Raw genomic sequence first — 18,649 nt, 5'->3', positions numbered from 1 at the left:
TCGGTTATTAAGATAATGCAGCTTTTAGAGCACCTAAGGATATGACTTCGTTTATGTTTTCCACAAAACGAATATGCTCCATATTGCCACTGGCAATTGCATTGCGCACGATAATAGGCGTTAAATCCATATCCTCTGCTCCTCGATATGTAGAGAGAACACAATACTCGGCACAATAACCGGTTAGGATGACCGTGTCAACAGCGAGCTCTTGTAGCTTCTCTGCAAGATTGGTTTTATTAAATGCATTGCCATAAGTCTTGATAATGTGAATATCATTGGCAGCAATTCCCAATTGTTCTATGTTTTGAAATTTGTCTGTCCCCGGAACAACGCCTTCTTCGCTATCCATATGCTGAATGCAGATAATGGGTAGTTTTTTGCTGCGAAATAGCGCAATAACGGAATTAATACAGGGGACCACTTTTAGGGCTATTTTCGTCTTTTCCTCACTGGCAAAAACATAATGTTTTTGCATATCGATCACTAATAAAGCAGCTCTCATTTCTTTCCCCCCTATAAAGAATTGCTGGACAAATACTGAACGGGAACCGTATTAAAAATGAAATAAAACAATGTTCCTTCCGGACCCGTCTCAATTTTAATCGACGCTTTATGACGCTGTGCAATCCGGTAGCAAACAGATAATCCAAGCCCGGTACCGTGCTCCTTAGTTGTAAAAAATGGTGTTCCTAACTTTTCTTTTATGTGGCTTGGTATACCCAAGCCCCTATCCCGGACGGTCAGTACCACGTGATTGCCTAATTGTGCTGTTCCAATGGTTACCTTACCACCTTTAGGCATAGCATCGAGGCCATTTCCAACCAGATTAAGAATGCATTGGCGAATTTCTTTATCATCCATTACTACTTCAGGAATCTCTTCAAGTTGCAGTTCAATAGTATTGCCTCTCCGAAAAGCATCGGCCTGAACTAATGGAAAAAGATTTCTAATTACCATATTAAGATCACATAGCTTCATTTGATTTGTCTTAGTTTTTGTCAACGACAAAAACTCTGTAATAATATTGTTTGCCCGGTCCAGCTCTTCAATCATCAACATTAATTGGGCTTGATATTCTTTAAATGCGGCTTTTTGAGTAAACCTCTGCAAATATCCCCTCACAGTAGTCATGGGGTTTCGAACCTCATGGCCGATGCTGGCTGCAATCTCTCCAACGGCATTCAGCCGTTCCAGCCTCGATAACTCTGTCTCATATTTCTTTTGTTCTGTAGCATCACGGAAGTATGCAAAAAGACCATTTTCATATGGATATAAATGGGCATCAAACAATTTTTGCCCATCTATACTTTGAAATACCAAATGCTTGGGTATTTCATTCGTACATGCCTCATAATAGCTTTCATATAATTCACTTCCAATTAATTCAGGGAATAATTCCCATATCTTCTGCCCGATATGCGCTTCGTTTAGTTTCAAATTAACTTGAGCAGCTTCTTTATTTATATAGGTTAATCGTCCATCCTTATCCAGGACATAGAAGGGGTCACTAATACTCTCAAATATTGCGGTCATTTCGGTATTTATTTCTCTTAACTTCTGCAATTGTTCCTCAACAAGCAGTTGAAGGTCATCGCGATGCTTTTTTAGTTCGTCTTCCATCGCTTTGCGATCAGTTATATCGCGGACGATGGATACCGCCCCTATAATATTGCCACTAATATCCCTTACGGGATTAGATCTGACCTCACGATAGCGTAGTTCACCAGTTGCAGGTGTCCGGACTATTTCCTGATAGTTACCACTTCTGCCTTGAAGCGCATACAAAGGAGGTGCTTCATCAAGAGGCCGTCGACTCCCATCCGCACGCATTATCTCCAGACTTAAAGCTAGTTCCATTAAATCCATTTCACCATCTTTAAGGCTAAACTCCTTAAGTGCAGTGGGATTTACCAATGTAACTCTTTTCTCCATATCAACAAACCATACCTCATCACTAATACTGCACACCAGCGATGATAGCCGCTCTTTTTCCGCCTGAACAGCTGCGCTTGTTTCAATTAATTCGCAATTGAGCTGGTAAAGTTCCTTATCTCTCTCTTGCAGCATTGCATACTGTTTTTGCAGCTCTTTTGTTCTTTCCTCGACAAGTATCTCCAATTCTCTGGTGAGTGCATTCTGCCTCGCAGCACAATTAATCAGCAAGCCCAAAAAAGCTACTATGAAAATACTGGCTAGCGAAGCTCCCAGTATATAATCCCATTTGCGCTTCTCATGATCAGCCAACGCTAGTTGAGTAGAAACTGCAATAGAAACGATTAGAGGATAATCCGGCATGACACGATAACTGGCTAATCGAGCATTCCCATCCACATAATTTTTTCCTATTATTGTTCCATAAGGACTGTTCTGTGCACTCTTCCAGAGATTGCTTTCACGGATATCCTGACCACTTCCTAATTTACCGTTGCTTCGCCTGGCCCGGATAACACCATCTTTACCAATAACCGACAATGAGTTGTTCTGTCTAATGTCTATCTTTTGATAGCACTCCAGAAAATAAGCTACTCTGAGGTTAATAACGGCAATTCCACCGAACGATCCATCCGGCTTATTAATACGGCGGGCTAAAGGGATCAGGGCCTCACCGCCATTTCCGTCTATTGGTTTTCCAATATACAGCTTATTAGGATCGCCAGTGAGGTGAACTTGGAAGTACTCCTGATCTGAAACATTTGAGATCAATCCATATTCGGAATAGGCAGCTACCACGTTTCCCCTCTCATTCATTACGATAGCTTTTTGTCCATCAGATCTGCTCACCGCTTCGCGAATATAAGCACTAAGTGCTGAATCGGAGAAATTACTACGTTCATAAACCTGTTTAATGCTAATAAGTTCTTTATCTATATCGGAAATAATTCTTCGGACATGTTCTTCAAAAGCTATACTTAAGTTCATCGTTTCCCGTGAGGCTTCTTTAATCGTCCTGTCATAGTCGTAATTGATTTGTCGATAAGCAAAAGACCATATCCCGCTTATTATAAGAGTTCCTAGGAAAATAATCAGCCACGAATACCGGGATAACCCCCTAAAATCTACTTTCAAGAATGGTCGTGCTATCACTTCTGTTCGCATACCATTACAACACTTGTGTAAGAATCCCATATATATCCTCCGAATATCTCCATTAAACTACTATATTTACCAGAATTTTCAATATTCCTCCCATATCGCTCGTGTATTTTATACGCTCATTCATCAATGGATCACATAACCCCTAAAATTGCCCAAAGAAATAAAAACGGCAAGGCTCCGAACTCTGAAGCCTTGCCGTTTGCCATATGAAACTACTCAAACGTTTACTTTATCTTCCCGTATCGGAAGATTAACCAGTGCAGCTAACGCTGCCAATCCAATGTCAGCATACCACATCCACAGGTAATTGCCATCATGGGCCATCGAAAGTCCGCCGAGCCAGGCACCTAAAAATCCGCCAATCTGATGGGAAAGCAGCGTCAAGCCGAATAGAGTCGCTAAATATCTGGTTCCGAATAGTTTTCCTACCAGACCGGCTGTTGGCGGTACTGTTGCCAGCCAGGTAAACCCAAGTGCCATGGCAAAAATATAAAAGGTCAGTTCCGTTTTAGGAGCCAGTAGATAGAGTCCAATCATTACCGCCCGGCTGCCGTACATGACTGCAAGGATATACTTCATGCGGAAGTGAGAGCCAAGCTTACCGGCAAACAAACTGCCCGCAATATTAAATAAACCAATGATTGCTAAGGCTGCAGCCGAGACATGTGCCGAATGCCCGCATAACGCAACTTCACCAGGTAAATGGGTCACCAAAAATGCAATATGAAAGCCGCAGGTAAAAAAACCGGCATGCAGGCAGAGGTAACTCTTGTCCTGCATCGCAATCCGGATTTGCTCCATCAGTCCTATTGAAGTCTTCGCTGTAGCAGCTACTGCTTCCTGAGATTGTTTACCGCTGAGCAATGAGGCAAGCGGAATAGTGAGGAGAGTGGTTGCCGCCATAGTGAACATGGCAGTAATCCAGCCAAAGCCACTAATGATTGCTTGTAACAGCGGTGCAAAAATGAATTGCCCTAACGAGCCTCCCGCATTAATAAAACCGCCGGCAAAAGACCGGTGTTCAGGCGGCAGTTGCTGAGACGTGGCACCAATTAAGATGGAGAAGCTTCCGGCACCTGCTCCGGCTGCACTTAGAATCCCCATCGTCAGCACAAGTGACCACTCCGAGTTGACGAAGGGAGTTAACGCTAATCCTCCGGCAAGCATAAAAGCTCCCACTACAAGTACACCGTAAGAGCCTTTTTTATCGGCAATTGCGCCAAAAATAGGCTGGGCTAACCCCCACATAAACTGCCCTACTGCGAGGGCAAAGCTGATAGAAATGATCCCTAAGCCTGTCGTCCTATCGATGGGTGAAACAAAAATTCCAACAGATTGTCTTGCCCCCATCGTTATTGCTAGTATTGCGGCTGAGCTTAGCATCATTAGCCATGCTGCCCTGGATAATTTAGTTGCCATACATATCTCCTTTATTAAGCGCCTCTAGCTTCGCAAGCAATTGCTTAAGTTTGGCCAAATCCTCTTCACCCAAATATTCCTTGATTGATTGCTGCGCCTCTCCCCACAGCCTCCATCCCAAGCCTACGGCAGCTTTTCCTTCTTCTGTAAGTATGATTACTTTGGTGCGGGTATCTTGGCCTGGATGACTTTCTATTAGTCCGGCATCGGCCAGCGGCTTCATATTGCGATTCAGCGTAGTTCTGTCGATTCGCATTGTTTTCGCTAACTGTCCAATAGTGGCCTGCTCTAACACTTCAAGATTTCTGAGTAACGCCAGCTGATTTACGGTGAGCCTGCTCGGTTCTAAAACTTCATCATAAAAATGAGTAAGCGCTCGCGAAGCGCGTCGCATGTTCATGCAAGTGCACGGACTAGAGCGTTTTGGGTAAACTTCATGAATGTGCTGCATACTACCACCTCTCTATCCTGGAAAACCCATTACGTGTATATACACATTTTATAATGAGTATACTGATTCTCTTACACTACGTCAATATTTATTAAGGTTATGTGGGACAAGGGGACAGGTCCCTTGTCCCATATTCTATTTCACCGAAACAGCAAACAATGCGCAATATTCCTCAATGAGCATTGCTGCCCGGGCCGGGTTGAAAATACCGCAGCGGCAGGGCTTTGCCAATTCAATACCGGCCTCTTCCGGTGTCATTTCCCTTTTCTTCACTTTGCGGATGAGGCGGCGCACCAGCCCCTGTGCCACCATGCCATGACCACACATCGTAGTTACCTGTGATATCTCTTCTTCAGGCATTTTTTCCGTTTTCCCCAATATTCCTAAAGAGTGCTCCACGGCATGGGGTTGAATCCCGGCCTGTGCGCAGCACTCAAAGAGTTTTTCAAATAAGCCCGATACCGTAAGGGACATGCCCAGATCGGCCTTTTTAACTTCCGCCAGCAACGCCGTCAAGTCCTCTTGATTTGCCAAAACAGCATGCGTGCTGCTTGTCGTCAATTTCTCATAAAGTTCCTCGTAATCCGTGACATACTGGTTGCCAAGCTTGACATCACCTAAGTTAACGGGGTTGTGTGCATGCGCAATTTTTAAGAACTGTTGTAATTTAGGTCCGGCCCCTTCATGATTAAAGCCCCTGGCCGGCATAGCATGCATAGGAAAGTCATTCTCCAGATTTTCCGGCGTACCTCGCCGGTGTAATGTATGCGACACGCTTTACTCCCCCTTTGCCAGCGGTCTGCCAAGACCTGTGTTCATTTTCCCGTTTGGCCGGTATGCCCACTGCAACTCATGTAGTACAGGCAGCGTTGGCACCAAATTATCCTCTTCCAGTATGGTAATCAGATCGACACAAAATACACAGTCCACTTCAGCGGCAACCTGGCGGATGGCCGTCAAAATAGCAGCCATTTTTTCGATAGGTACGATCATTTCAATAATCGCAGAAAGGACTTTTTCATCCCGGACCTCATCCTTATATATGCCGGTATGTGGATCAGCCATCAACCGGGTGCAGGGGTTATTCGGCTCAAACTCCGCCCCAAGTTTGGCGAGAGCAACAGCTACTTTCTCAATATCACGAAAGCGGGCCCCTACATTTGGGCGTCCCATTTCACAGGAGATGCCTACAAAGCCGCGCTTGATTCGTCCTGTAACCTCATTGGTTTTGATCTCTTCAGTCCCCCGCCCCGGTACCTTGGTCTCACGGTGCTCGACAGTCGGATCGCTAAAAGCTGAGCGCACTGTGCGGGGCCATTCATACTGCGGCATAAATAAAGCTCCAGTACAACAAACCGCCGCCCGCAGGCAAACCCCACAGTCCACACATTCATCCTCATCGATCTCATAATACAGCTTTCCCGTTCGGGAATCACGCCGCCGCGCCGCTATCTTGCCGAGGGTGCAAAACTCCGTGCATTGGCCGCATCCGGCACATTTATTTTTATCAATTCGCATAACAGCCCACCTCACAATTCCAGCAATTTAGCATAATGAAAAGAATTTCCCGGCACAATAGGCTGCTGCCTGGTAAGAACTCCAGCCAGTACTCCTGCCTGCCGGATGTCGCCCATCAGCAGAAAGCCTTTCAGCCGGTTATTGGTAAGCACGAGTTTTCTATAGGTATTTCCGTCCTGACGGGACAAAATCTCCTCCCCGTCACGAGCATAAATAGTACCGGCAGACACGAGCGGTATTCCGGCGATTTCAACGCTGTTTTGGGTAAGATAGCCGGGATATCGCATCTGCACACCTGCCATATTTCTGGCTGCGATGATCCCCTGTTCAACCGCAGCGGGCCAACCAGCCGACATCGTCTGCTGCCCAAATACATCAATCACTTCCGCTGCATCACCTGCGGCATAAATATCCGCCTGCGACGTCTGCAGAAATTGATCTGTAACAATGCCCGCTCCCAGCGACAAACCGGCTGTACGGGCAAGCTCCATGTCAGGCCTCACCCCAATAGCGCAAACAACTATATCACAGGCTATCAGCCGCGTACCAGCACGAACGCCAGTCACTCTACCGCCGCTTGTTTCCACTGCCTCCATGCGTGTACTTGTAAGCAGTTCCACGCCTCCCGCTCTGATGGCAGTCGCCAGAATTTCTGCTCCAGCCTCATCCAGCTGCTGCGGCAGCACCCGGTCCAGTTGTTCAAGGATGGTCACGCGCAAACCACGCTGATGAAGAGCCAGTGCAGTTTTTATCCCGATCAAGCCTGCCCCGATTACCACCGCTGCTTTGGCCCCGGCAGCCGCCAGCAAAATATCTTTTGCCTGTTCGATTGTCCACAATGAGAATACTCCCGTTGCTTCCATCCCTGGCAATCGCGGCAGCATCGGACGGGCGCCGGTGGCCAATAACAACTTGTCATAATACAACCGCCGGCCTGCTGTCAATTCGACGCTATGATCGTCCGGGCTGATCCAGATAACCTGCTCGCCAGTCAGGCAATGAATTCCTTTGTCCTGAAACTGGGCCGGTGTTTGGAGCAGCGCGTCCCGGGTTTCCCGTTTGCCGCTGATAATATCGGGTAGATCAATCCGGCTGTAGAAGCCTTCATGTTCATTGCTGATAATGGTAACTACCGCTTCATTTTCCAATTGTTTAATTTCGTTTGCCGCTGCTGCACCAGCGGCGCCCTGTCCGATGATAACATATTTAGGACTTGCAGTCGTTTTTTTCATTTTGTAGCGCCTTTGCTCAAAGTTTGCAGAAGCTCCGCGACCTCCGGTAACGGCAGAAGCTCCCCACCCCTGGAAACTTGATCAGGGATGGCGTCAAAACCCAGCCGGGAAGGGATTCCGGCTGCAGCGAAGCCAATCGCTGTTGCCAGCACTTTGTTATGATTGATTTCCGGGAAGAGAGCACTTACCGGAACATTGTTTTGTTGCAAAAAGGCAGCAATCCGGAGAAACTCGCCTGCATCATGGCAGGAACCGATATGAAGCACCGGCGGCACTTCGTTTTTCCAGTCAGCCCGGCACATGCCTGCTTTGGCTAGAGCCGTTCCAGCACAGCCGCCTGTTATCACCAAGTACCCCGCCTCAATAAGTGCAGCAGCGATTTGAACCGGCTGGGCATCCTGCGTATTGGCCACGCTCCCGCAGCCTCCCAAGTACACGACGCCCTGCAGGCTGCCCTGTCTAAATTGTTCTGCCACGCGCTGAAACAGCTCAACACTGTTATCGATCGTAAAGCCGATATAAGCTTCATTGCTGACCGCGGAAACAGCAGCCGCTTTGCTGCTCCTGTTCTTATAGGCCTGCCAGGCTGATTGAATAACTGCCGGATAGTCTACTGTCTTTGATGCCGTTTTCACTACCGGGATGTTCCGGATGTCAGCCAATTTGACCAGCGACGGCATGACACACTGATCACCAATGACGATTAGGTCGACCAGACCGGTCAACAGTGGCACTTCCTGCGAATCATAGTTCGTCAATAGTGGCAATGGCAAACTGCCATTGAGTTCATTACCACATAAGCCGCTAAGCTGAATAGGAATATCCGCGTCCTGTGCGGCAGCCTGAATTCCTAAGACGCACTGCCAGTCCACATGCCCATGAAACACAATGTTGACAACGTCAGAGCGCAGACTCTCCAAATTCACACCGACAACAGCAGGCACTCCGCTGCCGCCAACAGCACTCCGGCTCTGGCTAATCTGCTCCAACACGGAGTTGGTACAGCGCCCAATCATCGCCAGCCGTTCTGGGACATCCTCAAAAGCCAGCATTTCATCATCAGACATGACCACTTGTCTGATGACCTCATCATAAAAGTTGCATCCCGGTTCATACTGTACCGCCAGCTTAGTCAGTGCCAGAGTGCCGTCGCTTGCTTTACGCAAAAAGCTCCTGGCTGCCAGCTCCTGTTTATCCCGGCCACAGATGGTTTGCTGCTGTTCTGCCGAGAAAGGGTTTGTCCGGCAAGACCCTTCCTGGCAGTCGGTACAGCAGATCGCCAGCCGGCCAAAGCCGCATTGCGGCTGCATTGCCTCTGCCCGGTCCCAGATCAGCGCTATCCTGCTGCGATACGCGGCTGTCAGTACTTGATTGACTGCCAGATCCAGAGATTTCTTATGTACGTTTTTCATCGTTTGTCATCCTCTCCTGCGAACGCAAGACCGATTTTATTAGTCGTAGTATTTTCCAGCGCAAATAACGCAATATTGCCCCGTTTTTTCAGCAGTACTTTTTGAAATTCATCCGTGTCACCCTGGCTGAGCGCACCGGTGGGGCAGGCATTAACACAGGCTGGCTCTTCCATGTGAATACAGGCATCGCACTTAACGGCTACCTTATAGGCGCTGTTTGGCGTAATCACGCCAAACGGGCAAGCCATGACACACATCCAGCACCCCCGGCATTTTTCCTGCTCAACGAATACCGCCTCTGTTGCTTCATCCCGGCACATGGCACCCGAAGGACAAGCCCTGAGACAAGCGGCATCCTGGCAATGGCGGCACTGCAGGGGAAAGCTCCGGCCTGTAACGCCAAACACTCCCACCCGGGCAATTGGCAGCGGTGTTTCCTGCACAGCACCGAGCAGCGTTTTACTGACTGAATCACGTTCTATCGCACACTGCAGTTCACAGGATTTGCAGCCCAGGCACTTTTCCCGGTCAACCCAAATTTGTTTCATATTCTACTCCTCCCAGTCGTACTAATATTCTTAAGCTAATAATAGAAAAGTCCTTGATTGAGGAAACCAGATCCAGCGCTCAACCAAGGCTCTTTTTATTTATATTGCCGGTAACTTACCAGGCTGGCAAAATCGATCCGTTAAAATGTTCGATCAAATATTTTTTAATGTCTTCAGAATGATACGCTTTTATCAATTTTTGGAAGACAGGCTTCTCTTTGTCTTTTTCCCGGACCACCAACACGTTGGCATAAGGTGAGCTTGCGTTTTCCAGCGCCAGGCCGTCACGGGCTGGTACCAGCCCTGCCTTAATCGCATAACTGGTGTTGATTGCAGCAATATCCATGTCCGCAATCGCTCTCGGAATAAGCGCAGCCTCTAGTTCTTTAATTTTTAGTTTTTTGGGATTATCCACAATATCTAAAACGGTTGCGTCTGCACCTGCTCCCGGTTTCAACTTGATTAATCCAGCCTGATGTAAAAGCAGCAGCGCTCTCCCGGCATTGGATGGATCGTTGGGAATAGCGACAGAAGAGCCTTCTTTCAGCTCGTCCAGCTTTTTCACCTTGTCAGAATAAATTCCCATTGGCAATATAACTGTTTTCGCAATTGATGCTAGCTTGTAGCCTCGGTCCTTTACATGATTATCTAAAAACGGCTGGTGTTGGAAAGCATTAGCATCAATTTCACCCTGATCGAGAGCCGCATTAGGCTGCACATAGTCATTGAATTCAACAATCTCAATTTTTAGTCCATCACGTTCTGCCACTTTTTTAACTTGATCGAGAATTTCCGCATGAGGGCCGGAAGTAACCCCAACCTTAAGGACTTTCTCCTCTTGTTTAGGACTGCCGCCGGAACCACAACCAGCGGCGAACACTACAGCAATAATGGCTAGCGATAAGGCAAGTACCTTTTTCAATGAAATCCGCTCCCCCGTATATTAATAATAGTTGGAAAACCAGAGGTGAACAGCACGAATAGAGCTGTTCACCTCTGGTTTTCCAGTCAGTTAACTAGTTTACATTTTATAAGCTATATCCCAGTTTGTCAATCGCTTTACTCTCGGACATTTGTCCTTCCAATGCAACCATTTAAGGTATTCTCGTTCTCTCTCTGCAACGGTAAGGCTCACCTTGTGGTTAGTTATGCCGATATTTTCATAGTCCTCATTTATGACGTGTAAAGTTGACATTATAAAAAACTAAGGGCACAATAACTCTATAACAAGCAATAGACTTTATTGGTAAAAGGGGATCGCGATGAATATTCAAGAAGGTATCAAAAGCAGAAGAAGTGTCCGTAATTATGATGAAAGAGTCATTCCCGAAAGTACATTGACTGAGCTTATTACGCTGGGTACAAAAGCTCCCAACGGCTCAGCTAAGGAACCATGGGGCTTCGTAATGATTCAGGATAAAGCCGAAATTGACAGTTGGTCAGAAAAGATCAAAGCCTATCTGCTTGAAAATTTTGATCAGTATCCATACCTTCATCAATATGAAGGCTGGCTGAAAAACCCCAAATTCAGTGTGTTTAATCATGCCAATACTGTGCTGATTATCTATGGAAATACAGATTCTCATTGGTATCGTTACGACTGCTCGCTTGCTGCGGGAAACATCATGTTAGCAGCGCATGAAATGGGGATCGGCACTTGTTGGATCGGCTTTGCAGAATATATGTTAAATACAAAAGAGTTCAAAGAGCAATATGGCGTACCTCTCAACTATGAACTTGTATGCCCTATGTCCATGGGATATCCTAAAACAAGGCTAGCGTCCTCCAAGCGAAAAGCGCCTCTTATTTTTACCAAAGCCTAAATTGCAACTAGTAAACTGACTAACGGCACAAAAATGGCAAGACTCAGTAATCCTGAAGCCTTGCCGTTACTCATCTCCAGCAGAAGAAAACTGGACAATTTGATTGCGGCCATTTCGTTTCGCGCTCAGCAGAGCCTGGTCAGCCTGCACTATTAAGGTATCCATATCTGCCAAGTTCTCCGGAATCATCGTGGCAGTCCCGATACTCACCGTATACCAGGGAATAGACGTATCCTTATCCAGGCTCACCTCTAGCGCAGCTTTCATCTTGCACCCCATGGCATGTGCATCTTCAGCCGTAGTATTCGGTGCGAAAATGATAAACTCTTCACCGCCATATCTGCCAAATAAATCTTCCTTGCGGATAATGGACTGGACCTCCTGACTAAAATGAATCAATACGCGGTCTCCGGCATCATGACCATACGTATCATTGATAACCTTGAAAAAGTCAAAATCAATCATAAAAATCGTCGTCGACTTCTTTTGACGGATCATCAGAGAAAGCAGCTTTTCAGATAACTGGATAAATTGCATACGGTTATAAATGCCTGTCAAATAATCACGGGTAGCCGCCTTTTTCAGTTTGATATCCGTCACTTCACGACTGATAAGCAGATAGGCCATCGTGCTGATTAACGTGTGCATATAGATACTGATAAAGGATAGCATTTGTAAGGACGAAGCAGCGAACAAGGGATAATTCGCCCCCCGGGGCAAGGCATCCAGCGCCCGGACGATCTGACTAACGGCTAACACCACGAAAAAAACAGCCAGTGTTTTCCGTAAGTTCGTGGTATTCTTACACGCATACAGTCCTGCAGCAGCAGCCAGCGAATACACTGCTAAAATCATGGCACTGGCAAAAACCCGGGTACCCGTATCGGCACCAGCCAGATAAAGCAGCGTGAACCCTGCGGTAATCCCTGCTGCTGCTTGTATCCAGCGTTTCGTCACGCTCGCAATCGGCATTTTATCTACATAAACGATACAATAGACTTCCAATGCACCACCTAAATAAACAAGACTATTGCCGAGGATAATCGACAGATCAACCGGAATCAGCCACCGGAATAATCCCAGCGCGGCGCCTATAGTTTGCAGCAGTTTTCCATATATATAATATCGCATCAGGCCTTCAAAACCGGTAGTCTTTGCAAAGATCACCAGCATCAACAGCATAATTACATTGCCTAACAGCGTGAGAAAATAAATCGTAAAGGTATCCAGAAAGGTCAACCAGGATCACCTGCCTTCTCTTCGCATAATCGCTTGTGAGATGTTCTTTGTCTAAATAAGTCGTATAATGGCGAAGTTAGCAATTGTCTCATTATTCATTATATAGATATATAAACACAATTGCATTCCTTTTATTCAAATAAGCAAAAAAACCGGTAAAAAACAAAGGCTTCAGTGATGGTAAATACATCACTGAAGCCTTAACTATTCATAGATTGTGTCTGTGAGAAACATTTCATACATCACCAGATTGTGCCTGCAACAGCAAAAATCCGGCATATTTGCTTACTTTTTGCGGCGGGCAAGCTGTTCCGGCGTACCATAGGCACCGGTGAAATAGTTATGGCTAAAGACGATTTCCAGGGCATCGCTTTGACCTGCAGCCGCTAAGCGCTGGGCAATCCGCTGTTTATCTTCATTCGCCTCCATTGGATTGACGGTCTTCTTCAAACCGCTAATCACCTGTCCAAGCTGATGGTAAGGGATGCCTACCCCCAATTCATCCTTGGCCCACTGGGCAACACAGCGGGTACCCGAACAAAGCATTGAGATATTAGGCATATTCTTTTCAAAGGGATACGAAGTGCATTCCTGACAAACGGCACACATTCCAGCCATTTTAATTTCTTTGAGCTGGCCTCGATGGTAGGCATAGCCTTGGATGAGCCGCATAGCATTATGCGGCGTGGTAACAATTACAACAACATCCGGGTTATTAGCTTCATCATAAGCTTCCAGCGGCATGATTTCCACTCCATAACACTTATGAGCACAATACACCATGTCTTTGGCAATAGAGCGGCTGACACCCAGATTTTCATAAACCCCCAGCTTCGCATGCCTGCTGCCGGAATGAACCTCTTCACCGATCTCAGCCATGCCGAGCGCTCTGGACGCTGCAGAACAGGCACCATGCGCCGCATCCATCTTGCAGGAACGGCCTTCACCGGCCCATTTCACAGCCGTGCAGTAAGGCATGCCGCCTGTAAGCCCGGGTGCCTTACTTGACGCATAATCAGCCTCGGTCAGCAAAAAATGGATACCAACTGGCTTGCGCCCAAGATCCAATAAAATATCCAGCCACATGGCATCATGCTTGGACATTTCTATCACCTGCCGTTTCTATTACTGCTTGAAATATTCGTATAGGCCGCCGTAATGCTCTTGTGCGAATTTCCGAACTTTCTCATCGCGGAAGGCACTGACCAGATCATTTGCCCATTTCGCTTCGGCATTACCGGCTTTGACCACCACACCCTGCGGGTAGTTTTCCGGGTGTTGATCCCGGAGCAGGTATCCCTTGAAATCCTTATTGGCATTCTTCATATGGCTGAAGAACGAAATAGAAGCATCAACGTCAGGCAAGGCGCGGACAGTCTGTGTTTGGTCCATATCCTTGAACTTAAAGTTGTGCGGATTTTGAGCGATATCAAGCACCGAAGCCTTGGAAGTATTGTCTTTCAGGGTAATAAGGCCGCCATCACTAAGAATGCGCAGCGCCCGGTCCATGTTCATGGCATCATTCATGATGGCGATTGTCGCGCCGTTCGGAAGCTCACGAACGTTCTTATATTTTTCCGAATACAGTCCCATGCCTACTGCATAGAGATAAGGCTTTACCATTACCAAGTCGCCTTTGTTGGCTTCATTGAAGCTCTCCATGAAGGGTTTGTGAACAACCATAACGGCATCCACACTGCCATCATTGGCAGCAACCAGCGTATTTTTATTATTGTCAAACGTCTTATACGTAACCTTATAGCCTTTTTCGGCCATAACGGGAACAATAGCCGCCACCAAGTCCTGTGTCGTCTCCGCACAGGCAATTGTAATCTCCTTCTTATCCGCTGTTTTGGGAGCTTCGGCTTTTTTGCCGCCACAGCCTGCCGCAGCGAATACAGCTATGCTTAAGCATACTGCTAATCCAAGCTTTTTGTAGTTCATTTTCTTACTACCCCTTTTCCTGTTTTTACTCTTCTATATATCAGTTCTCCAAAACCTTGGATTGCTAATACCATAATAAATAGGATGACGACGATCGCATACATCATTACGTCATCAAAGCGCTGATAACCAAAGGTCAGCGCCACCGCCCCCAGTCCTCCGGCGCCTACCGCACCAGCTAACGTTGTACTGGCCAGAAACAAAATAGCCGTTGTGGTCAGTCCTGCCACAATTGATGGCAGCGCTTCTGAAAACAGGACCTTGAATAAAATCTGGCTGTTGCTTGCCCCAAAGGAGCGTGCCGCCAGGATAACATTGGTATCCACTTCCAACAAACTGGCTTCCATGTAACGGGCAATAACGGGAAAGGCCGCCAGTGTCAGCGGTACAATTGCCGCCTCTTCCCCAATGGAAGTACCGACGATCACCCTTGTCACCGGCGATATAGCAACAATAAGAATAATCACCGGAAAAGACCGGATCATATTCACCATAAAGCTAACGGTATTATAGACCTTCCGGTTCGGCTTTAGCCCGTACGGTGAAGTCATGACAAGTAAAATCGCAACACCGGTGCCGATAAGAAAACCAAGCACCATTGAACAAGCAAGCATGTATAAGGTAGAACCGATCGCCGGGATAATGATCCTGGGAAGGTATTCAAACAGTCTCGTGGTCGTTAAATCAAAGAACATCGTCATTCCCTCCCGGGCGACCACCTGCTGCCACTGCGGTACACGCCATTCCCTTACTCAGACAATACACTCTGGCCTGCTCAAGATTGGCAGCGTCAAGGCGCAAATACAAATGACCGGCGCTTGTGCCATAAAATTGCTCAACATCGGCTGCGATAATCGTAAAATCCAGCTTAAGCTCAGAAACAAAACCATGCAAAAAGGCTTGATCAATGCCCCCATCCCGCAAGGATAGCTTAAGGATTGCCTGGCCGGGCGGAACAACAAGCTCCTTTTTCCCGAGTAATGCAAGCAAACTAGGCGGCTCGTCCAAAAACGTATCCGCCACATCCCCCATAGCGGCAATCCGCTTATCACTGACAATGGCCATCCGGTTGCAGACCGCTTTAATAACCGCCATGTCGTGAGTCACGATAACAACGGTAATCCCCAGCTGACGGTTCACATCGGCGAGCAGCTCTAAAATTGACTTGGTAATCGCCGGGTCCAGCGCCGAAGTCGCCTCATCACACAGCAGAATATCCGGTTCCAGCGTCAGTGCTCTGGCAATCGCCACACGCTGCTTCTGTCCCCCTGACAGTTCATGAGGCATCGCCATGGTCTTATCTGCAAGCCCCACCAGTTCCAGCAATTCCTGCGCCTTTTTGCGCCTTGCCTCTTTCGGATAGTGCCAGCACTCCATTGGCAGCATGACATTATCGATCACCGTTCTCCTGTTGAGCAGCGCAAAATTTTGAAAGATCATGCCGATTTTCCGGCGAAAAGAACTCAGTTCCTTTTCCGACAATAACGAGATATTCGTACCGTTCACGACAATTTGGCCGTTGTCAAAGCTCTCCAAACCGTTGATACAGCGCAGCAAGGTCGACTTTCCTGCGCCGCTTTGTCCGACGATCCCAAATATCTCACTGCGGCGAATATTCAGATTGATGGTATCCAGTACAGGAACCCCATTGTAGGCTTTATATAAATTTTGAATTTGTATCATCGTAGTATCGCCTCATCATCAATTCTGCGTCATCTTGTTTATGTAGACATCGATACAATATATCCATTTAACTTGTTTATAATAGCTTTCACTGTTTTCGATAACAGTTCTCAGATTCCTCCCCACCCCGGCACAGGAAGCAACACTTAATGCCAGGAAATTGCTGGATTTCACCAAAATCATTATAAGAAGGACAGCCAGCCTGATCCACCTGCTTTGCGGTTTTTTCAAAGAAAAGGACTTATTCACTGTCAGCAGAACTATATAATCATTCATTATGATTTATCCTTCATTCGACTTTTAGGAGGGACAACTGTTGAATACTCTCTCTAATACGTCACTTACCATTCAAACCATGCAAACCGATCTTTATGACGAGAATGGAATCTTGCTGATTGCCAAGGGCATGCCGGTCACAAAGGATCTCTATGAGAAATTGCTGACGAGAAAAATTACCCGGCCCCCAAAACCGCCGGCTATGGACAAGCCGGCAGTCCCCGTGGAAACTGAAGCAGCACCTTCGGACCATCAAATTCACCACTATCTGATAAGTACCGATCTATTCGCAGCAGCCGCCCACATCACCCAGCAGGCGATCGACACCATAAAAACTAACTTTTATTTACAGACTCATATGGAAGACGTTTTCCTGAATCAACCCTGGGTATATGATCATTCGGTAAATGTCGCCCAGCTTGCCACACAAATTGCTTTAACACTTACTATGCCCGAAGACGAGGTTCTTCTGGTATCACAGGGAGCATTATTGCACGATATTGGCCGAAGCGTAACCGAAAATGCTACCACCTCCTTTGTTCTGACCAATGATGATCTCATTGGCTCTTCCGTTAAACATCATCCGACTATCGGAAGCAGCTTGCTAAAAAAGGCCGGTCTCCCGGAATCAGTATCCCTGGTCGCCCTGCAGCATCATGAACGTTATTCCGGCCGAGGATATCCCCGGGGCCTGACTCATGATGCAACCCATCTGCATGCACAAATCGTCATGCTGTCAGACGTATTTGAAGCGCTCACCACCAGAAGATTAAAGAACAAAACGTTTGAAATAGCCGAAGGGCTTGTTGTGATGAAGCGGGGACGCGGCACTGATTATAACCCGGTTATTTTCGATGCACTGCTGAAAATGCTGCAAGGTCACTAACAAAGTTAAAAAGCTCACCAATGCAAGAATTTCATTGCATTGGTGAGCTTATTTTGTAAATAAGACGATACTTTGTCTTTTTTCGAATACTGATCAGTTGGAGCATGCCCGCTCAGAAAAGCTGGAAATGAAACACCCGGCTTTCTGTAGACCTAAACAAATATTCCATTTTGGCCGACAGGGAAAACTCCAGTATGATTCCCTTTCAAATCAGCACTTGGGAAGTCGCCTTTTTGGAAAAGCGGAAGCCTTGGATAGCACTTGCTTTGCCCCTTTTGGGTCCCGGCCTGGGTCATCTGTGTATACTCGTAGAATCCTTACCATCTTCTATACACTGGCATGGTGGACGTTTATTGGTTACAAGGACCTGCTGCTACACCTCACTGCAGTTTACTAAGACCATAATTTTAGAGGCAATTAATCGTGTAGAACGCTTGGCTCACGATTTTCAAAAGTAACTCCAGATACAAAAACGGCAAGGCTTTCAAGCCTTGCCGTTACTATTTTTTATTGCTTTCCAATAACTTTTCCTTTAACAAAATAGATTTCTTCGTTATCAAAGGCCTCTTCGATAGCAAAACCAGATTGCTGCAGCATTTCAGCCACTATAAAGCTAGGCGGCAGGCGATCCTCTTTTACTGCCTCACTTGCTTTATGAATAGAATTGACAGCCTGGCGGGAAATATCATGCATGATGACCAGACTACCATTGGGAACAAGCAATCTCCGAACCTGCGACAGGAAGGCGGGCTTGTCTTTGACATGGGGAAAGAAATTCAGGCAAATCACTTTGCTGTAGCAATGCTTCGGCTGGTACTTCATAATATCAGCTGCTATGTAGCCTACTCCAGACAAATGGGCATTTTTTTGCGCAGCTTTGGCAACCATAGCTTCTGCAAAATCTAAAGCTGTAACACTACCACTTTCCCCAACGGCCTTTGCCAGGAACGGGATTAGTACTCCCGTTCCTGTTCCTGCATCCAATACGTTGTCACCTTCGCTAACTCCGGCAAGCTGAATAAGATAAGTTATTTTAACATGGTTGAGTGCCCGTAGTTCGTCCCACCGCTCGGCTAACTCATTAAAAAACTGCTGTTCATGACTATGCATGGTTTCACC

The 18,649-nt window shown here is 46.7% G+C and carries 18 protein-coding genes; 2 read left to right on the top strand and 16 right to left on the bottom strand.

Annotation, left to right across the window (positions count from 1 at the left end; all coding sequences use genetic code 11):
• Positions 1–7 precede the first annotated feature (7 nt).
• The 10 genes from RTR76_RS01880 to RTR76_RS01835 all read right to left on the bottom strand — a co-directional run bounded on the left by RTR76_RS01880 (position 8) and on the right by RTR76_RS01835 (position 10,601).
• On the bottom strand, positions 8–505 hold the full coding sequence (locus tag RTR76_RS01880; RefSeq protein ID WP_312516081.1) for an isochorismatase family cysteine hydrolase: 498 nt from the start codon (positions 503–505) through the stop codon (positions 8–10).
• Between the two features lie 11 nt (positions 506–516).
• Entirely contained in the window at positions 517–3,129 is a 2,613-nt protein-coding gene (locus tag RTR76_RS01875; protein ID WP_312516078.1) for an ATP-binding protein, read from the bottom strand.
• 186 nt (positions 3,130–3,315) lie between these two features.
• On the bottom strand, positions 3,316–4,518 hold the full coding sequence (locus RTR76_RS01870) for an MFS transporter (protein WP_312516075.1): 1,203 nt from the start codon (positions 4,516–4,518) through the stop codon (positions 3,316–3,318).
• The gene (locus RTR76_RS01865) at positions 4,508–4,969 is read right to left on the bottom strand and encodes a MarR family winged helix-turn-helix transcriptional regulator (RefSeq protein WP_312516072.1); all 462 of its coding nucleotides are present in this window, start codon (positions 4,967–4,969) and stop codon (positions 4,508–4,510) included. Before RTR76_RS01865 ends, RTR76_RS01870 begins: the two co-directional genes overlap by 11 nt.
• 135 nt (positions 4,970–5,104) lie before the next feature.
• Positions 5,105–5,743, bottom strand: a complete 639-nt coding sequence (locus RTR76_RS01860; RefSeq protein WP_312516069.1) for a hypothetical protein — start codon at positions 5,741–5,743, stop codon at positions 5,105–5,107.
• 3 nt (positions 5,744–5,746) lie between these two features.
• Complete coding sequence (locus tag RTR76_RS01855) at positions 5,747–6,487, bottom strand: ferredoxin family protein (protein ID WP_312516066.1); 741 nt, start codon at positions 6,485–6,487, stop codon at positions 5,747–5,749.
• An 11-nt stretch (positions 6,488–6,498) separates the two neighbouring features.
• Positions 6,499–7,719: an FAD-dependent oxidoreductase gene (locus RTR76_RS01850; RefSeq protein ID WP_312516063.1), complete on the bottom strand. Its 1,221-nt coding sequence runs from the start codon at positions 7,717–7,719 to the stop codon at positions 6,499–6,501.
• Positions 7,716–9,131, bottom strand: coding sequence for a hypothetical protein (locus RTR76_RS01845; protein WP_312516060.1), 1,416 nt, complete (start codon positions 9,129–9,131; stop codon positions 7,716–7,718). Before RTR76_RS01845 ends, RTR76_RS01850 begins: the two co-directional genes overlap by 4 nt.
• The gene (locus RTR76_RS01840) at positions 9,128–9,679 is read right to left on the bottom strand and encodes a 4Fe-4S dicluster domain-containing protein (protein ID WP_312516057.1); all 552 of its coding nucleotides are present in this window, start codon (positions 9,677–9,679) and stop codon (positions 9,128–9,130) included. Before RTR76_RS01840 ends, RTR76_RS01845 begins: the two co-directional genes overlap by 4 nt.
• A 115-nt stretch (positions 9,680–9,794) precedes the next feature.
• The gene (locus tag RTR76_RS01835) at positions 9,795–10,601 is read right to left on the bottom strand and encodes a MetQ/NlpA family ABC transporter substrate-binding protein (protein ID WP_312516054.1); all 807 of its coding nucleotides are present in this window, start codon (positions 10,599–10,601) and stop codon (positions 9,795–9,797) included.
• A gap of 340 nt (positions 10,602–10,941) precedes the next feature.
• Between RTR76_RS01835 and RTR76_RS01830 the strand changes: the two genes are divergently transcribed.
• Positions 10,942–11,502, top strand: coding sequence for a nitroreductase (locus tag RTR76_RS01830; RefSeq protein WP_312516051.1), 561 nt, complete (start codon positions 10,942–10,944; stop codon positions 11,500–11,502).
• Positions 11,503–11,568: 66 nt separating this feature from the next.
• Here the strand turns inward: RTR76_RS01830 and RTR76_RS01825 are convergent, their stop codons facing one another.
• The 5 genes from RTR76_RS01825 to RTR76_RS01805 all read right to left on the bottom strand — a co-directional run bounded on the left by RTR76_RS01825 (position 11,569) and on the right by RTR76_RS01805 (position 16,368).
• Positions 11,569–12,741, bottom strand: coding sequence for a GGDEF domain-containing protein (locus tag RTR76_RS01825; RefSeq protein WP_312516048.1), 1,173 nt, complete (start codon positions 12,739–12,741; stop codon positions 11,569–11,571).
• 285 nt (positions 12,742–13,026) lie between these two features.
• On the bottom strand, positions 13,027–13,845 hold the full coding sequence (locus RTR76_RS01820; RefSeq protein WP_312516045.1) for a DUF169 domain-containing protein: 819 nt from the start codon (positions 13,843–13,845) through the stop codon (positions 13,027–13,029).
• Between the two features lie 21 nt (positions 13,846–13,866).
• Positions 13,867–14,685, bottom strand: a complete 819-nt coding sequence (locus RTR76_RS01815) for a MetQ/NlpA family ABC transporter substrate-binding protein (protein ID WP_312516042.1) — start codon at positions 14,683–14,685, stop codon at positions 13,867–13,869.
• A complete protein-coding gene (locus RTR76_RS01810; RefSeq protein WP_312516039.1) occupies positions 14,682–15,380 on the bottom strand; it encodes a methionine ABC transporter permease in 699 nt (232 codons plus the stop codon). The genes RTR76_RS01815 and RTR76_RS01810 overlap by 4 nt, the downstream gene beginning before the upstream one ends.
• Positions 15,370–16,368 (bottom strand): ATP-binding cassette domain-containing protein, encoded by a 999-nt coding sequence (locus tag RTR76_RS01805; RefSeq protein WP_312516036.1) that lies wholly within the window; start codon positions 16,366–16,368, stop codon positions 15,370–15,372. Before RTR76_RS01805 ends, RTR76_RS01810 begins: the two co-directional genes overlap by 11 nt.
• A gap of 316 nt (positions 16,369–16,684) precedes the next feature.
• On the opposite strand from RTR76_RS01805, the gene RTR76_RS01800 reads away from it, so the two are divergent.
• Positions 16,685–17,530, top strand: coding sequence for an HD domain-containing phosphohydrolase (locus tag RTR76_RS01800; RefSeq protein WP_312516033.1), 846 nt, complete (start codon positions 16,685–16,687; stop codon positions 17,528–17,530).
• A 507-nt stretch (positions 17,531–18,037) separates the two neighbouring features.
• On the opposite strand, the gene RTR76_RS01795 is transcribed toward RTR76_RS01800, so the two are convergent.
• Positions 18,038–18,640: a class I SAM-dependent methyltransferase gene (locus RTR76_RS01795; RefSeq protein WP_312516030.1), complete on the bottom strand. Its 603-nt coding sequence runs from the start codon at positions 18,638–18,640 to the stop codon at positions 18,038–18,040.
• Positions 18,641–18,649: the final 9 nt, after the last annotated feature.

This window comes from Anaerospora sp. (assembly GCF_032013335.1).
Lineage (GTDB): Bacteria > Bacillota > Negativicutes > Sporomusales > DSM-15969 > Anaerospora.
Note: the sequence above shows the minus strand (reverse complement) of the source record. Positions and strands in the feature narration are given on the sequence as shown.

Bases quoted from the DNA above. Each gene is read 5' to 3' on its own strand.
- RTR76_RS01880 (WP_312516081.1), bottom strand. From the start codon at position 505: ATGAGAGCTGCTTTATTAGTGATCGATATGCAAAAACATTATGTTTTT.
- RTR76_RS01875 (WP_312516078.1), bottom strand. From the start codon at position 3,129: ATGGGATTCTTACACAAGTGTTGTAATGGTATGCGAACAGAAGTGATA.
- RTR76_RS01870 (WP_312516075.1), bottom strand. From the start codon at position 4,518: ATGGCAACTAAATTATCCAGGGCAGCATGGCTAATGATGCTAAGCTCA.
- RTR76_RS01865 (WP_312516072.1), bottom strand. From the start codon at position 4,969: ATGCAGCACATTCATGAAGTTTACCCAAAACGCTCTAGTCCGTGCACT.
- RTR76_RS01855 (WP_312516066.1), bottom strand. From the start codon at position 6,487: ATGCGAATTGATAAAAATAAATGTGCCGGATGCGGCCAATGCACGGAG.
- RTR76_RS01850 (WP_312516063.1), bottom strand. From the start codon at position 7,719: ATGAAAAAAACGACTGCAAGTCCTAAATATGTTATCATCGGACAGGGC.
- RTR76_RS01845 (WP_312516060.1), bottom strand. From the start codon at position 9,131: ATGAAAAACGTACATAAGAAATCTCTGGATCTGGCAGTCAATCAAGTA.
- RTR76_RS01840 (WP_312516057.1), bottom strand. From the start codon at position 9,679: ATGAAACAAATTTGGGTTGACCGGGAAAAGTGCCTGGGCTGCAAATCC.
- RTR76_RS01830 (WP_312516051.1), top strand. From the start codon at position 10,942: ATGAATATTCAAGAAGGTATCAAAAGCAGAAGAAGTGTCCGTAATTAT.
- RTR76_RS01820 (WP_312516045.1), bottom strand. From the start codon at position 13,845: ATGTCCAAGCATGATGCCATGTGGCTGGATATTTTATTGGATCTTGGG.
- RTR76_RS01815 (WP_312516042.1), bottom strand. From the start codon at position 14,685: ATGAACTACAAAAAGCTTGGATTAGCAGTATGCTTAAGCATAGCTGTA.
- RTR76_RS01810 (WP_312516039.1), bottom strand. From the start codon at position 15,380: ATGTTCTTTGATTTAACGACCACGAGACTGTTTGAATACCTTCCCAGG.
- RTR76_RS01805 (WP_312516036.1), bottom strand. From the start codon at position 16,368: ATGATACAAATTCAAAATTTATATAAAGCCTACAATGGGGTTCCTGTA.
- RTR76_RS01795 (WP_312516030.1), bottom strand. From the start codon at position 18,640: ATGCATAGTCATGAACAGCAGTTTTTTAATGAGTTAGCCGAGCGGTGG.